Source organism: Pseudomonas sp. GW821-FHT02C04 (genome assembly GCF_059421845.1).
Map to the genome: position 1 here is coordinate 473,592 of NZ_JBWKVT010000004.1, position 16,192 is coordinate 489,783.

General features: G+C 60.8%; 12 protein-coding genes and 1 tRNA gene. 10 read left to right on the forward strand and 3 right to left on the reverse strand.

Annotation, left to right across the window (positions count from 1 at the left end):
* The first annotated feature begins 51 nt into the window (after positions 1 to 51).
* The 10 genes from AC07VV_RS17785 (at position 52) to AC07VV_RS17830 (ending at position 13,041) form a co-directional block, all read left to right on the forward strand.
* Complete coding sequence (locus AC07VV_RS17785) at positions 52 to 1,440, forward strand: N-acetylmuramoyl-L-alanine amidase (RefSeq protein ID WP_425220387.1); 1,389 nt, start codon at positions 52 to 54, stop codon at positions 1,438 to 1,440.
* Positions 1,437 to 3,347 (forward strand): DNA mismatch repair endonuclease MutL, encoded by a 1,911-nt coding sequence (gene mutL, locus AC07VV_RS17790; protein WP_495036965.1) that lies wholly within the window; start codon positions 1,437 to 1,439, stop codon positions 3,345 to 3,347. Before AC07VV_RS17785 ends, mutL begins: the two co-directional genes overlap by 4 nt.
* Positions 3,347 to 4,318, forward strand: coding sequence for a tRNA (adenosine(37)-N6)-dimethylallyltransferase MiaA (miaA, locus tag AC07VV_RS17795; RefSeq protein WP_495036966.1), 972 nt, complete (start codon positions 3,347 to 3,349; stop codon positions 4,316 to 4,318). The genes mutL and miaA overlap by 1 nt, the downstream gene beginning before the upstream one ends.
* Positions 4,319 to 4,411: 93 nt before the next feature.
* On the forward strand, positions 4,412 to 4,672 hold the full coding sequence (gene hfq / locus AC07VV_RS17800) for an RNA chaperone Hfq (RefSeq protein ID WP_007902656.1): 261 nt from the start codon (positions 4,412 to 4,414) through the stop codon (positions 4,670 to 4,672).
* A 12-nt stretch (positions 4,673 to 4,684) separates the two neighbouring features.
* Complete coding sequence (gene hflX, locus AC07VV_RS17805; RefSeq protein ID WP_495036967.1) at positions 4,685 to 5,986, forward strand: ribosome rescue GTPase HflX; 1,302 nt, start codon at positions 4,685 to 4,687, stop codon at positions 5,984 to 5,986.
* Between the two features lie 96 nt (positions 5,987 to 6,082).
* Positions 6,083 to 7,252 carry an FtsH protease activity modulator HflK gene (gene hflK, locus AC07VV_RS17810; RefSeq protein WP_085685164.1) on the forward strand — a complete coding sequence of 390 codons (1,170 nt, stop codon included), beginning with the start codon at positions 6,083 to 6,085 and terminating at the stop codon, positions 7,250 to 7,252.
* Positions 7,252 to 8,121 (forward strand): protease modulator HflC, encoded by an 870-nt coding sequence (gene hflC / locus AC07VV_RS17815; protein WP_007950723.1) that lies wholly within the window; start codon positions 7,252 to 7,254, stop codon positions 8,119 to 8,121. The genes hflK and hflC overlap by 1 nt, the downstream gene beginning before the upstream one ends.
* Positions 8,122 to 8,434: 313 nt before the next feature.
* The gene (locus AC07VV_RS17820) at positions 8,435 to 9,622 is read left to right on the forward strand and encodes an ATP phosphoribosyltransferase regulatory subunit (protein WP_085746509.1); all 1,188 of its coding nucleotides are present in this window, start codon (positions 8,435 to 8,437) and stop codon (positions 9,620 to 9,622) included.
* A 54-nt stretch (positions 9,623 to 9,676) separates the two neighbouring features.
* Positions 9,677 to 10,966: an adenylosuccinate synthase gene (locus tag AC07VV_RS17825; RefSeq protein ID WP_201235777.1), complete on the forward strand. Its 1,290-nt coding sequence runs from the start codon at positions 9,677 to 9,679 to the stop codon at positions 10,964 to 10,966.
* 140 nt (positions 10,967 to 11,106) lie between these two features.
* The gene (locus AC07VV_RS17830; protein ID WP_249482574.1) at positions 11,107 to 13,041 is read left to right on the forward strand and encodes a methyl-accepting chemotaxis protein; all 1,935 of its coding nucleotides are present in this window, start codon (positions 11,107 to 11,109) and stop codon (positions 13,039 to 13,041) included.
* 40 nt (positions 13,042 to 13,081) lie between these two features.
* Here the strand turns inward: AC07VV_RS17830 and AC07VV_RS17835 are convergent, their stop codons facing one another.
* The 3 genes from AC07VV_RS17835 to AC07VV_RS17845 form a co-directional block, all read right to left on the reverse strand.
* On the reverse strand, positions 13,082 to 14,647 hold the full coding sequence (locus AC07VV_RS17835; protein WP_495036968.1) for an ABC transporter permease: 1,566 nt from the start codon (positions 14,645 to 14,647) through the stop codon (positions 13,082 to 13,084).
* Positions 14,647 to 15,657: an iron ABC transporter substrate-binding protein gene (locus AC07VV_RS17840; protein WP_096819814.1), complete on the reverse strand. Its 1,011-nt coding sequence runs from the start codon at positions 15,655 to 15,657 to the stop codon at positions 14,647 to 14,649. The genes AC07VV_RS17835 and AC07VV_RS17840 overlap by 1 nt, the downstream gene beginning before the upstream one ends.
* Before the next feature lie 193 nt (positions 15,658 to 15,850).
* Positions 15,851 to 15,937 (reverse strand) — tRNA-Leu (locus tag AC07VV_RS17845).
* Positions 15,938 to 16,192 lie beyond the last annotated feature (255 nt).

The following is a 16,192-nucleotide window of genomic DNA, read 5'->3' on the forward strand; positions in this document are numbered from 1 at the left end:
ATGATGGGGTTAGGTATGCGCTTTCGCGCGTTGGTGGCTGCCGCTGGACTGATGTTGATGGCAGTAACCGTCAACGCTGTGGCCGACACGAAGGTCAACAGCGTGCGCCTGTGGCGGGCGCCGGACAACACGCGTCTGGTGTTCGACCTGACCGGCCCGGTGCAGCACAGCGTTTTCACCCTGACGTCGCCGGACCGTCTGGTCATCGACATCAATGGCGCCACCCTCGGCGCGCCGTTGAAAGTCTCCACCGCCAATACGCCGATCACTGCGATGCGTTCGGCCCAGCGTACGCCGACCGACCTGCGGGTGGTCATCGACCTGAAAAAAGCCGTCACTCCGAAGAGTTTCTCGCTGGCGCCAAACGCGCAGTATGGCAACCGTCTGGTGGTCGACCTGTTTGATAACCCGGCCGATGCCGCGCCGCCACCACCCACACCTGCGCCGACACCGACAGTTGCGACCGTTCCGGCCGTGCCGGTCACCCCGACAGAACCGGCGATCAAACTGCCTCCCGCCCCGGCCGGCAAGCGCGACATCATTGTGGTGATCGATGCCGGCCACGGCGGCGAAGACCCGGGTGCATCCGGCTCACGCGGTCAGCGCGAGAAAGACGTGGTGCTGCAGATCGCCCGTGAGTTGCAGCGTCAGGTCAACGGCATGAAAGGCTTCCGCGCCGAACTGACCCGTACCGGCGACTACTTCATCCCGCTGCGTGGCCGTACCGAAATCGCCCGCAAGAAGGGCGCCGATCTGTTCGTCTCGATCCACGCCGACGCTGCGCCGTCTGCGGCGGCCTTCGGTGCTTCGGTGTTTGCCTTGTCTGACCGTGGCGCCACTTCGGAGACCGCCCGTTGGCTGGCCGACAGCGAAAACCGTTCTGACTTGATCGGTGGTGCCGGCAACGTCAGCCTCGACGACAAGGACCGGATGCTTGCCGGCGTGCTGCTCGACCTGTCGATGACCGCCTCGCTGACCTCCAGCCTCAACGTCGGCCAGAAAGTCCTGACCAACATTGGTCGCGTCACGCCGTTGCACAAGCAACGCGTTGAGCAGGCCGGGTTCATGGTGCTGAAGTCGCCGGACATCCCGTCGATCCTGGTGGAAACCGGCTTTATCTCCAACGCCAACGAAGCGAACAAACTCTCGGCCTCGAGCCACCAGCAGGCGCTGGCGCGTTCGATCAGCAGCGGCGTGCGTCAGTTCTTCCAGCAGAACCCGCCACCGGGCACTTACATTGCCTGGCTGCGAGATTCGGGCAAGATCGCCCAGGGGCCACGTGATCACCGGGTCAGCCCGGGCGAAACCCTGGCAATGATTGCCGTCCGTTATCAGGTGTCGCCAGCCACTCTGCGCAGTGCCAACAACCTGAGCAGCGATGAGCTGAAGGTTGGTCAGCACTTGACCATTCCTGGCACCGAACTGGCGTCCAAAGAATGAATCAGGTTCTGAACGCAGCCCGCATCGAACTGCTCAGCCCACGGCTGGCGAACCAGATCGCCGCTGGCGAGGTGGTTGAGCGCCCGGCTTCGGTGATCAAGGAGTTGCTGGAAAACAGCCTCGACTCCGGCGCCAGGCGCATCGACGTCGACGTCGAGCAGGGCGGCGTCAAACTGCTGCGGGTGCGCGACGATGGCAGCGGCATTTCTGCCGATGACCTGCCGCTGGCGCTGGCCCGACATGCTACGAGCAAGATCCGCAACCTTGAAGACCTCGAACAGGTGATGAGCCTGGGGTTCCGTGGCGAGGCACTGGCGTCGATCAGCTCCGTGGCGCGCCTGACCCTGACTTCGCGTACCCGCGACGCCGATCAGGCCTGGCAGGTCGAAACCGAAGGCCGCGACATGGCGCCCCGCGTGCAGCCGGCGGCTCATCCGGTCGGCACCTCGGTGGAAGTCCGTGACCTGTTCTTCAACACCCCGGCACGGCGCAAATTCCTCAAGACCGAAAAAACCGAATTCGATCACCTGCAAGAAGTGATCAAGCGTCTGGCATTGGCGCGTTTCGACGTGGCGTTCCATCTGCGCCACAACGGCAAGACCATCCTCAGCCTGCACGAGGCTCACGACGACGCGGCCCGTGCTCGGCGTGTGGCGGCGATCTGCGGTTCGGGCTTCCTTGAGCAGGCGTTGCCGATCGAGATCGAACGCAATGGCTTGCACCTGTGGGGTTGGGTCGGACTGCCGACGTTCAACCGCAGTCAGGCGGACTTGCAGTATTTCTTCGTCAACGGCCGCGCGGTGCGCGACAAACTGGTGGCCCACGCGGTGCGTCAGGCTTATCGCGATGTGCTGTTCAACGGCCGGCATCCGACGTTCGCGCTGTTTTTCGAGGTCGATCCGGCAGCGGTCGACGTCAACGTGCACCCGACCAAACACGAAGTGCGCTTCCGTGACGGGCGCATGGTGCATGACTTCCTTTATGGCACCTTGCACCGCGCGCTGGGTGATGTGCGGCCGGAAGATCAGCTTGCCGGCTCAGTCACTACCGCAATCGTCCGGCCCACCGGCCTCGAAGCTGGGGAGTTCGGACCGCAGGGCGAAATGCGTCTGGCCGCCAATGCGTTGCTGGAACAGCCGCAGGCACAACCGGCGTTCAATACCTCGTCGGGCGCCAGCACTGGCGGCGCTTATCAGTATCAATACACGCCGCGTCCGCAATCTGCGGTGCCGCCGGCCGCTGAAGCTCAGGCTGCGTACCGCGAGTTTTTCGCGCCGCTGCCCGAGGCGAATGCCAATGCGCTACCGGCCGGTCAGGAAGACATTCCGCCACTTGGCTATGCGCTGGCGCAGCTCAAGGGCATCTATATTCTGTCCGAGAACGCTCAGGGCCTGGTTTTGGTGGACATGCACGCCGCTCACGAGCGGATCATGTACGAACGCCTGAAGATCGCCATGGCCAGCGAAGGCCTGAGTGGCCAGCCGTTGCTGGTGCCGGAGTCGCTGGCAGTCAGTCAGCGCGAGGCCGATTGCGCCGAGGAGCATGCGGCGTGGTTCCAGCGTCTCGGGTTCGAATTGCAGCGTCTGGGACCGGAAACCCTGGCGATCCGCCAGATTCCGGCCCTGCTCAAACAGGCCGAGGCCAACCGTCTGGTGGGTGACGTGCTGTCGGACTTGATGGAGTACGGCACCAGCGACCGAATCCAGGCGCACTTGAATGAACTGCTCGGCACCATGGCCTGCCACGGCGCGATCCGCGCCAACCGCCGCCTGGCCTTGCCGGAAATGAACGGTCTGCTGCGCGACATGGAAAACACCGAGCGCAGCGGTCAATGCAACCATGGCCGACCGACCTGGACCCAACTGGGCCTGGACGATCTGGACAAACTGTTCCTGCGCGGTCGTTGATGAGCCAGCTTCCTCCAGCGATTTTCCTGATGGGCCCGACCGCTGCGGGCAAGACCGACCTGGCCATCGAGCTGACCAAGGTGCTGCCGTGCGAGTTGATCAGTGTCGACTCGGCGCTGGTCTATCGCGGCATGGACATCGGCACGGCCAAACCGTCCAAAGAACTGCTCGCCGAACATCCTCATCGGTTGATCGACATTCTTGACCCGGCCGAGAGTTATTCGGCGGCCGATTTTCGCCGCGATGCCCTGCAAGCCATGGCCGAAATCACCGCACGCGGAAAAATTCCGCTGCTGGTGGGCGGCACGATGCTCTATTACAAGGCTTTGGTCGACGGTCTGGCAGACATGCCGGCGGCGGACCCCGAAGTTCGCGCGCAGATCGAGGAAGAGGCTGCACGCCTTGGCTGGCAAGCCTTGCACGATCAGTTGGCAGCCATCGATCCGGAATCGGCGGCGCGTATTCACCCGAACGACCCGCAGCGCCTGAGTCGTGCGCTGGAAGTCTATCGGGTCAGCGGTCAGAGCATGACTGAACTGCGGCTGAAACAATCTGAACAAAGTACCCAAGCTGCGGCATCGGGACTGCAACAATTGCCCTATACTGTCGCGAACTTGGCCATTGCTCCGGCAAATCGCCAGGTACTGCACGACCGCATTAAACAAAGATTCACAAATATGCTGGAACAGGGATTCATCGACGAGGTCGTAGCCCTGCGTAATAGAAGTGACCTGCATGCCGGGTTGCCGTCTATACGTGCGGTAGGCTATCGCCAAGTCTGGGATTACCTGGATGGCAAGCTGACGTCGGCCGAAATGCAGGAGCGGGGCATCATTGCCACGCGCCAATTGGCCAAACGCCAGTTTACCTGGCTGCGCAGCTGGGACGATTTACACTGGCTCGACAGTCTGGATTGCGACAATCTGCCACGCGCCTTGAAATACCTTGGGACCATCTCCATATTGAGCTGAGTCCTTGCAATTGCCGTCTATCCTTGGGGGTGTGGCGGCAAAAGCCATCTGATTACCTATTTTTTATATTGAATCCTTAAAGGAGTGCGGCACATGTCAAAAGGGCATTCGCTACAAGACCCTTACTTGAATACTTTACGTAAAGAGAAAGTTGGGGTTTCCATCTACCTGGTCAACGGTATCAAACTGCAAGGCACGATCGAGTCGTTCGACCAGTTCGTTATCCTGCTGAAGAACACCGTCAGCCAGATGGTTTACAAACACGCTATCTCTACAGTCGTGCCGGTTCGTCCAATTCGTCTGCCAAGTGCAACCGAATCCGAAGCAGGTGACGCTGAGCCAGGTAACGCCTGATAGGAGTCTCCTTTGTTCTTTGAGCGCCACGGTGGTGGTGAGCGAGTCATCCTCGTTCACTTGGATGGACAGGACCCTGAGGCGCGCGAAGATCCGCAGGAGTTTCAGGAGTTGGCAAATTCGGCCGGCGCCGAGACCGTTGCGTTTTTTAACGTGCCGCGTCATCGGCCAACGGCCAAATTCCTGATTGGCAGCGGCAAGGTCGAGGAACTGCGCGACCTGGTCCACGCCGAAGAAGCCGATCTGGTGATCTTCAATCACGTCCTCACGCCCAGTCAGGAACGTAACCTCGAACGTGTTTTCGAGTGTCGCGTGATCGACCGTACCGGTCTGATTCTCGATATTTTCGCCCAGCGCGCCCGTACCCATGAAGGCAAGCTCCAGGTAGAACTGGCTCAGCTTGACCACATGAGCACCCGGCTGGTTCGCGGCTGGACTCACCTTGAGCGTCAGGGTGGTGGTATCGGCATGCGCGGTCCGGGTGAAACGCAGCTCGAAACCGACCGGCGACTGCTGCGGGTTCGCCTGCGTCAGATCAAGGGCCGGCTGGAAAAAGTGCGCAGCCAGCGCGAACAGTCGCGTCGCGGCCGCTCGCGTGCGGATATCCCTACCGTGTCTCTGGTGGGCTATACCAACGCCGGCAAATCCACGCTCTTCAATAACGTGACGAAATCCGACGTGTACGCGGCTGACCAGTTGTTCGCCACGCTGGACCCGACCTTGCGCCGTCTGGAACTGGACGACCTGGGGCCGATTGTCCTGGCCGATACCGTGGGTTTCATTCGTCATTTGCCGCACAAGCTGGTCGAGGCATTTCGGTCTACGCTCGAAGAGTCGAGCAATTCCGACCTGCTGTTGCACGTGATCGATGCGGCCGAACCGGATCGCATGTTGCAGATCGAGCAGGTGATGGTGGTGCTGGGCGAGATTGGTGCCCAGGACTTGCCGATCCTCGAGGTCTATAACAAACTCGATTTGCTTGAAGGCGTTGAGCCACAAATCCAGCGCGACGAGAACGGCAAGCCTCAACGGGTCTGGTTGTCGGCGCGAGATGGCACGGGTCTGGAATTGCTTGAGCAAGCCATTGCCGAATTGCTGGGCAGTGATTTGTTTGTCGGAACCTTGCGTTTGCCCCAGCGGTTTGCGCGTCTGCGTGCACAGTTCTTCGAGCTGGGCGCGGTACAGAAAGAAGAATACGACGAAGAAGGTGTCAGCTTGCTGGCCATTCGATTGCCACGCTCGGAGCTCAATCGACTGGTCAGTCGTGAAGGCGTTGTGCCGACGGAGTTCATCGAGCAACACACTTTGCAATAAAAGCCTGAAAAAGCGGTTGTGCCGCAACGGCAGGCATTCTGTAGCATTGGTCGGCGCGCCGTGGGTGCGTCTTTGCTTTATCAGATGGAGAGCGCTATGGCTTGGAATGAGCCGGGTGGCAACTCGAACAATCAGGATCCTTGGGGTGGCAAGCGCCGCAATAACGGCGACCGCAAGGGACCACCAGATCTCGACGAGGCCTTCCGAAAGCTGCAGGAAAGCCTGAACGGGTTGTTCGGTGGTGGTAAGAAACGCGGTGATGATGGCGGTGGTTCGGGCAAGAGCGGCGGCTTCGGCGGCCTGCTCGGCATCGGCCTCGTCGTGCTGGCGGCCGTGTGGCTGTACAGCGCGGTGTACGTGGTGGACGAGCAGGAGCAAGCCGTGGTGCTGCGCTTCGGCAAGTACTACGAGACCGTCGGCCCGGGCCTGAACATCTACTTCCCGCCGATCGACAAGAAGTACATGGAAAACGTCACGCGTGAGCGTGCCTACACCAAGCAGGGCCAGATGCTGACCGAAGACGAGAACATCGTCGAAGTGCCGCTGACCGTGCAGTACAAGATCAGCAACCTGCAGGACTTCGTGCTGAACGTCGACCAGCCGGAGATCAGCCTGCAACATGCGACCGACAGTGCGCTGCGCCATGTGGTGGGTTCCACCGCGATGGACCAGGTGCTGACCGAAGGCCGTGAGCTGATGGCCAGCGAGATCAAGGAGCGTCTGCAACGTTTCCTCGATACCTATCGCACCGGTATCACCGTCACTCAGGTCAACGTACAGAGCGCAGCTGCACCGCGTGAAGTGCAGGAAGCCTTTGATGACGTGATCCGCGCCCGTGAAGACGAGCAGCGTTCGCGCAACCAGGCTGAAACCTACGCCAACGGCGTGGTGCCGGAAGCCCGTGGTCAGGCCCAGCGCATCCTCGAAGATGCCAACGGTTACCGCGACGAAACGGTCTCGCGCGCCAAGGGTGAGGCAGATCGCTTCACCAAACTGGTTGCCGAGTATCGCAAGGCGCCCGAGGTCACTCGTCAGCGTCTGTACCTGGACACCATGCAGGAAGTCTTCAGCAGCACCAGCAAGGTGCTCGTGACCGGCAACAAGAACGGCCAGAGCAACCTGCTTTACCTGCCGCTGGACAAAATGATTCAGAACAGTTCGGGCAGCAATGCACCGGTCACCGGCTCGGCTGCCGCCAGCAACAACACGGACGTCACGCCGCATGTCACTGACCTGCCGCAGTCGCGCACAAGGGAGACCCGCTGATGAGCAATAAATCGCTGATCGCCCTGATCGTTGGCGTTGTTGTGGTACTGGTCGGCTGGAACTGCTTCTACATCGTGGCTCAGACCGAGCGTGCGGTGTTGCTGCAGTTCGGTCGTGTGGTTCAGGCCGATGTTCAGCCTGGTCTGCATGTGAAGGTGCCTTACGTTAACCAGGTGCGTAAATTCGACGCACGTCTGATGACGCTGGATGCACCGACACAACGCTTCCTGACGCTGGAAAAGAAAGCCGTGATGGTCGATGCCTACGCCAAGTGGCGCGTGAAGGATGCCGAGCGCTTCTACACCGCGACTTCCGGCCTCAAGCAGATCGCCGACGAGCGTCTGTCCCGTCGTCTGGAATCGGGCCTGCGTGACCAGTTCGGTAAACGTACCCTGCACGAAGTGGTGTCCGGTGAGCGCGATGCGCTGATGGCCGATATCACGGCGTCGTTGAACAAGATGGCGGAAAAAGAGCTGGGTATCGAAGTGGTCGATGTCCGGGTCAAGGCCATCGATCTGCCGAAAGAAGTGAACCGCAGTGTGTTCGAACGTATGAGCACCGAGCGTGAGCGTGAAGCTCGCGAGCACCGCGCCAAGGGTAACGAGCTGGCCGAAGGCATCCGTGCCGACGCCGATCGTCAACGCCGCGTGTTGCTGGCTGAAGCCTATCGTGAATCCGAAGAGATTCGCGGTGACGGTGACGCCCAGGCTGCTGCGATCTACTCCAAGGCCTACGGCCAGGATCAGGAGTTCTACGGTTTCTACCGTAGCCTGCGTGCCTACCGTGAAAGCTTCGCGAACAAATCCGACGTCTTGGTCCTCGACCCAAGCAGCGACTTCTTCCGTTACCTGGAAAAGTCCAAGCCTTGATACGACGTTGACCTGAATCATTCCGCCCGGCGGCTAAAACCTCGGGCGGGGTGATCCTTTGGGAAAACGTGTGTATGATGCGGCAGCCGGGAAATTCCCGGCTTTTTTGCGTCTGCACGTTTGATTGCTGTTTTTGTTGCAGAAGATCGGGTTGAATGACCCGGCAGTTTTTCGAGGAAAGTGATGGGCGAAGCCGGTAACAGGCCTTTCGCCGCGTCGTTCATGCGCGTGCGTTTTGAACGGGCCGGTCATTTTCTGCTTCACTCAAGGCTCGCCCTCGGGCTGGCCGCCCGGATCTAAGGGGAATGGCGTAATGGCAACGGTAGACCGCTGGCTGCTGCCAGATGGCATCGAAGAAGTACTGCCACCGGAAGCGGCGCGCATTGAAGTCGCGCGTCGTCAGGTGTTGGATCTGTTCCAGAGCTGGGGTTACGAGTTTGTCGTGACTCCCCATATCGAGTACCTGGAATCCCTGCTGACCGGCGCGGGCCAGGACCTGGATCTGCGTACCTTCAAGGTCATCGACCCGCAATCGGGCCGGCAGATGGGGTTCCGTGCCGACATCACGCCGCAAGTGGCGCGCATCGATGCGCACACCCTGCGTCGCGAAGGCCCGAGCCGTCTGTGCTACGCCGGCAGCGTGCTGCATGCCCAGCCGCGTGCCTTGTCGTCCTCGCGCAGCCCGATCCAGTTGGGCGCCGAGTTGTACGGCGATGCGAGCCCGAGCAGCGACGTTGAAGTCATCAGCCTGATGCTGGCCATGCTGCAACTGGCCGATGTGCCGGACGTGCACATGGACCTGGGGCATGTCGGCATCTACCGCGGTCTGGCCCAGGCGGCCGGTCTGTCGGGTGAGGTCGAGCAGCAGTTGTTCGATGCGTTGCAACGCAAGGCTATCGACGAGGTCATTACCTTGACCGAAGGCCTGCCGGCCGATCTGTCCGGCATGCTGCGTGCGCTGGTCGACCTGTGCGGCGGCCGTGAAGTATTGAGCGCTGCCCGTGAGCGTCTGGCCAATGCGCCGGCGCCGGTACTGGCCGCGCTGGAAGATTTGCTGGCGATCGCCGAGCGGCTGTCGGCGCGCTTCCCGGAGCTGCCGCTGTACTTCGATCTGGGCGAGTTGCGCGGTTACCACTACCACACGGGTGTGGTGTTTGCGGTGTTCGTACCGGGTGTTGGTCAGTCCATCGCTCAGGGCGGTCGTTACGACGACATCGGCGCCGACTTCGGTCGCGCCCGTCCGGCCACCGGCTTTTCCACCGATTTGAAAACCCTGGTGACCCTGGGGCGTGCTGAGATCGAGCTACCGTCTGGCGGTATCTGGATGCCTGACAGTACGGATGCGGCACTCTGGCAGCAGGTTTGCCAGTTGCGCAGTGAGGGTCAGCGTGTCGTTCAGGCGTTGCCTGGACAACCTTTGGCCGCCGCCCGTGATGCGGACTGCGACCGGCAATTGATCCAGCAGAACGGGCTTTGGCAAGTATCGCCACTGGCTTCTTGAGTTTTCCTGCCGGCCACCGCCGGCACCAAGTTTGCGCGAATGAGGACAAGTGTTATGGGTAAGAATGTCGTAGTCCTGGGCACCCAATGGGGTGATGAGGGCAAAGGCAAGATCGTTGATCTGCTGACCGAACATGCTGCCGCCGTAGTGCGCTACCAAGGTGGCCACAACGCTGGCCACACTCTGGTGATCGACGGTGAAAAAACCGTCCTGCACCTGATCCCGTCGGGCGTGCTGCGCGAAGGCGTGCAGTGCCTGATCGGCAACGGCGTGGTGGTTGCACCTGACGCCCTGCTGCGCGAGATCACCAAGCTGGAAGAGAAAGGCGTACCGGTGCGCGAGCGTCTGCGTATCAGCCCGTCCTGCCCGCTGATCCTTTCCTTCCACGTGGCGCTGGACCAGGCCCGTGAAAAGGCCCGTGGCGAGCTGAAGATCGGTACGACCGGTCGCGGCATCGGCCCGGCGTACGAAGACAAGGTTGCACGTCGTGGCCTGCGTGTTGGCGATCTGCTGAACATGCCGCGCTTTGAAGACAAGCTGCGTGAACTGGTGGACTACCACAACTTCATGCTGGTCGGTTACTACAAAGAGCCTGCCATCGAGTTCGAAAAGACCCTGGCCGAGTGCAAGGAATACGCTGAGCTTCTCAAGCCGCTGATGCTGGACGTCACTGCCGAGCTGCACGACCTGCGTCGCGCCGGCAAAGACATCATGTTCGAAGGCGCCCAAGGTTCGTTGCTCGACATCGACCACGGTACCTACCCGTACGTGACCAGCTCCAACACCACCGCCGGTGGCGTGGCGACCGGTTCGGGCGTTGGCCCGATGTTCCTGGACTACATCCTGGGCATCACCAAGGCTTACACCACTCGCGTAGGTTCGGGTCCATTCCCGACTGAGCTGTTCGACGAAGTGGGCGCACACCTGGCCAAACAAGGTCACGAGTTCGGTGCGACCACCGGCCGTGCCCGTCGTTGCGGCTGGTTCGACGCCGTTATCCTGCGTCGCGCTATCGATGTGAACAGCATCTCGGGCATCTGCCTGACCAAGCTGGACGTACTCGACGGCCTGGAAACCATCAACATCTGCGTCGGCTACAAAGATGCGCAAGGCAACACCGTTGCCCCGACTGACGCTGACAGCTACGTGGGCCTGCAGCCTGTGTACGAAGAAGTGCCGGGCTGGACCGAATCGACCGTGGGTGCCAAAACCCTGGAAGAGCTGCCAGCTAACGCTCGTGCCTACATCAAGCGCGTTGAAGAGTTGATCGGCGCGCCGATCGACATTATTTCGACGGGCCCGGACCGCAACGAAACCATCGTTCTGCGTCATCCGTTCGCTTGATAAGTCGTTGATGTAAAAACACAAAGGCCCCTTCATCGGGGCCTTTGTCGTTTATGCCTGTTGGACGGCATGACCTTTGCTGTGAATCTGTCTACAAGAGTGCCATCAAATTAATGGCGTCAGAAGTAGAGGGATTCACAGTGTCGGCCGTTCTCTCACTGTTACAAAGCCGTTTGTTGCGGCCCGTATTCGTTACCCTTGGTATCGCCCTTTTGGTGCAGGTGTTGGTGGCCGTCGCCCTGACGCGGAGCACCGTCACCGCACTGGAAGCCGATCTCGGTGCTCGCCTGGGTGTCGACAGCCAGAAGCTGTCCGGTGAACTGGAGCAGGCCGGGCGTGAAGTCACGTCGAGCCTCGATACCTTGTCCACCAACACTCGTCAGCGCCTGACTGCAGGCCTGTCCTCGCGCCTGAAGGACGAGCAGGCACAACTGCGTGCGACCCTGGAAAAAGACCTGAAGGACTCGGCCAACGACATGGCCCAGTTGCTCGCCTCCGTAGCGCCTCGCGCCATGTGGGACAGCGACGTGCCGACCCTGTCCGAATTCGCCCGCCGAGCCCAGCGCAATCCCAACGTGCTGTTCGTGGTTTACGACGACGCCACTGGCCAGCATCTGACCCGCTATCTCAACCGCGAAAACCCGATCAACAAGGCCCTTTTGGAAAAAGGCCAGGGTGAGCGTGCGCTGGATAAAGTGCTGGATGCGGCGAAGCACGATCCCTCGGTCTACTACCTCGAAGCGTCGATCAATCCCAACGGGGTGGAAATCGGCAAAGTGCTGATGGGCGTCTCGACGGCCTCGGTGGATACCGATCTGGCGGCGCTCGACCAGCGCTTTTCGGCGCTGATCGCCAGCAGCGATCAACTGGTCGGCGACAGCCTCAAGGGTGCCGCCGCCGACAGTGCCACGGCCATGCGCGCGCGCCTGCAGTCGGCGCAGTCCACCGCTGCCGAGATGAAAGCCAACACCACCAGCACCGTACAGGACGCCGCCGCGACGCTGCGTTGGCGTATCGGCATGGGCTTGGCGCTGGTGGGTGCCGGCGTGCTGTTGCTGCTGGCCGTGGTGCTCGGCCATCGTGTGGTCAATCGCCTGAAAATGCTCAACGCGGCCATGGACGACCTGGCAGCAGGTGAGGGTGATCTGACCAAGCGTGTGCAGATCAACAGCAAGGACGAAATCGGTGACATGGCCTCGGCGGTCAACCGCTTTGTGGATAAGTTGCAACCGATCGTGCGCGAGGCCGGGGATGTGGCTCAGCGTACCGGTGTGGAAATCGGTGCAATGACGTTGCGCAATGCCGGTGCTGACGCAGCGGCCGGAATGCAGCGCGATGAAGTCGCCGAGAGCTTGCGCGCGCTGTCGCAAATGGCCGATGAGGCACAGTCGGAAAGCCATGCGATGCAGGCGGCGCTGAAGCAGGTGGTGGATATTCGTCAGGCCACCGACGAGAACACCCGCACGTCGGCCAAGGTCGGCAGCCTGATCGAGGCGCTGGCAGGGCAGGTTGATACCGGCGCGAAAGTCATCGAGCGCCTGGCGCAGCAAAGTGAGCAGATCGAAGTGGTGTTGACCGTGATTCATGGCATCGCCGAGCAGACCAACCTGCTGGCGCTCAACGCCGCCATCGAAGCGGCCCGGGCCGGTGAAACCGGACGAGGGTTTGCGGTAGTGGCGGATGAAGTCCGCGCGCTGGCGAGCAAGACCCAAAGCTCCACCGGTGACATTCAGGCGCACATCGTTGCCTTGCAGCAGGGCGCCCGTGAGGCGGTTGAGGCGATCGGGCAGGCCGGGCGTCAGGCCAGCGAAGGTTTGCTGGTGCTGCGTGACAGTGCGCGGCTGCAACAGTCGGTGCAGGCGTCGGTCGAGCAGGTGCATGCGGCGATTGGTCTGGCGACTCAGGCCGCGGCGCATCAGGCGCAAGGCGCGCAGGCTGTTCGTGGGCGCGTCGAGACGATTCATGCCCAGGCCGAGAAAGCCGCTCAGGCGGTGGTCGAGACCACGGCCAGCGGCAAGGTTCTGGATGGACTGGCGGCGCAGCTCAAGGCGAGCCTGGGCCAGTTCCGGGCCTGATAGTGCAGGCAAAAAAATCGCAGCCTCGGCTGCGATTTTTTTATCGGCTCAAATACATCCGGGTCGTCAGCAGATACACGGGCAAGCCCGACACCACAATCAACAACGCCGCATAAGGTGCCGCCGCGGCAAACTCGACGTTCGCGGTGTGTGCCCAGACTTCGGTCGCCAAGGTGTTGAGCCCGGTCGGACTCAGCAGTAGCGTCGCCGTCAGTTCCTTCATGGCATCCAGAAACACCAGCGCAAACGCCGCACCCAGCGCCGGGAAGATGATCGGTAAAGTCACGCGACAGAACGCCGTGAACGAAGACGCGCCCAGTGTGCGGGCGGCCTCTTCCAGTTGTGGTGCTGCCTTGTTCAGCGCCGTGCGGATCGGCGCTTGAGCCAGCGGCAGAAACAGCAGCGCATAAGCGATCAGCAACAGCGCGGAAGTCTGGTACAGCGCCGGCACATAATGCAGGGCGAAATACACCAGTGTCAGGGCGATCACCAGCCCCGGCAGTGCGTGCAGCAGATAAGGCAGGCGCTCGGCCCAGATCGCCAGTTGGCCTTTGTAGCGTACAACCAGCAACCCGACCGGCACCGCCAGCACCAGGCACAATCCCGCGCCACCCAGCGATAGCGCCAATGAAGACAGCAAAGCTTCAGTGATCGCTGCAACCGGGAACGCCGCTGACGATCCCACGGCGAGCCAGTACGCCAACATCCCCAGTGGAATCCCGCTGCCGACAATCGCCAGCATCAGGCAATATAGTTGGCCGGCAATCGCCCAAGGTCCCAGTTGCACTTGCTCGGCCCGGCGTGCTGCGCCCTGGCCGGTACGCACATGACGGCCCTTGCCGCGCACCCGTAGTTCCAGCCACAGCAGCATCAGGCACAGCGCCAGCAACACTGCAGACAGCATTGCCGCGTTGGCATTGCTGAATTCCAGTTCGAATTGCTGATAGATCGCGGTGGTGAAGGTTTGCAGGCCGATGATCGACAGTGCGCCGAACTCCACCAGCATGTGCAATGCAATCAGCAGCGAACCGGCCAGCAACGAAGGCCAGAGCAGGGGCAGGGTGACGCGGAAAAACACGCCCCAGCGATTCTGCCCGAGCGTCCTTGCCGACTCTTCAAGGGAAGGGTCGAGATTGCGCAAGGTGGCTGCCACTGGCAGAAAAATCAGCGGGTATTTCGACAGGCTCATCACCAGGATCGCTCCGCCGAGCCCTTCGAACTGCGCGCTCAAAGAAACCCAGGTGAAGCTGCTGACAAATGCCGGGACCGCGAACGGCAGGCACAAAATCACGCCCCACAAGCGCCGGCCCGGCAGATTGCTGCGCTCCAGCAGCCAAGCCAGCGACAGGCCGATCACCCCGCAAGTCACGGTGACCCCGACCATCAGCGCCAGTGTGTTGCGCAGCAGGCCGAACACATACGGCCGCCACAGCAAATGCAGCGCTTCGGTCCAGCCGGCCTGCCAGGCTTTGAGCCCGACGTAGGCCAGCGGCAACAGACTCATTACTACCAGCAGCAACACCGGCAGCACCAGCCAGATCGATGGCCGCTTGCGGCGTGGCACGTAACCCCCGCGAGCGGCGGAGGCGGATAGCGATGCGGTCATCAGTTCAGGCCAACTTCGCGTTCCAGGTCCAGCGCTTCTTCGGCATTGCCCAGGTCGGCAGGCGTGACGTCCGGCGCTTCCAGTTCACTGAAAGGCTTGAGGCCGCGATCCGATTCCATGCCTTTGTGCAGTGGATACTCGGCGGTGGTCTGGGTGATTACGCGCTGGCCTTCTTCGCTGGCCATGTAGGCAAGGAATTGCTGGGCTTCTTTTGGATGCTTGCTGGATTTCAGCACGGCTGCGCTGGAGACGGTAATCAAACCGCCCACATCGCCGCCGGTGAAGTAGTGCAGTTTGGAGTCAAGCTTGCCTTTCTCCCGTTGCAGGGCGAACCAGTAGTAGTTGTTCACCAGTACGGTGGCGACTTCGCCGTTTTCCACAGCCTTGAGGGCGACCATGTTGTTGCTGTAGGTCTTGCCGAAGGCGCGCAGACCGGTCAGCCATTCTTCGGCGGCTTCACGGCCGTGCTTTTTGATGATGGCTACGGCCTGTTCCTGGAAAGCACCGCTGGTGGGTACGAAACCGACCTTGCCTTGCCATTGCGGATCGGCGAAATCCAGGACCGATTTCGGCAGGTCCTTTTCATCGACCAGTTTCGGGTTGAAGGCCACCACGCGAACCCGGGCGGTGACGCCGATCCAGGTGCCGTTGCCGGCGACGTATTCTTTTGGCAGAACAGCCAAAGTTGCATCGTCGGCCTTGGCCAGCAAGCCTTGTTCGCCAAGGTTGTTCAACGGTGGGGATTCTTCGGTGTAGATGACGTCGGCGGGGGAGCGGTCGCCTTCTTCGATGATCTGGCTGGCGAGCTGGTTGCTGCTGCCCTTGCGCACATTGACGTGAATGCCGGTCTTGGCTTCGAAGGCTTTGGCGATCGCGTCGCCGACTTCCTTGTGTTGACCGTTGTAGAGCGTCAGGGAAACCGCGTCGGCAGCCTGGGTGAGGGGAGTGGCGAGTGCCAGGCCGAGCAGGGTGAAGGTCAAGCCGCGGCGCAGGGTATTTCGAAACATCATTCGCAGGGTTCCTCACTGTCGCATTGCAAAAACTTGCAACAATGATAAACGATATCGTTTCTCAAATGCTCCTTGCGGGGAAGATGGTGTGTCTGGTAAGCGCTGTGTCTCGGGCTTTTCCAAACCCCGGAAACGCAAAAACCCGCTTTCGCGGGTTTTTGTGAGATTCAAGATCGTGACCTTGAATTTGAATTGGTGCCCAGAAGAAGACTCGAACTTCCACGACCGTAAGGTCACCAGCACCTGAAGCTGGCGTGTCTACCAATTTCACCATCTGGGCTTCATCTTCAGCGTTGCCGCTGTTGATGTGGCGCACTATACGGAGCGTCTTTTGATCTGTAAACCCCTGATTTGATTTTAATAAATCAGTTTTAAGAAAATGACGGCTTAGAATGCAAAAAACCCGCTTTCGCGGGTTTTTGTGTGAGTCTTGAAACTGATCTAGTCTCAAACTCGAAATTGGTGCCCAGAAGAAGACTCGAACTTCCACGACCGTAAGGTCACCAGCACCTGAAGCTGGCGTGTCTACCAATTT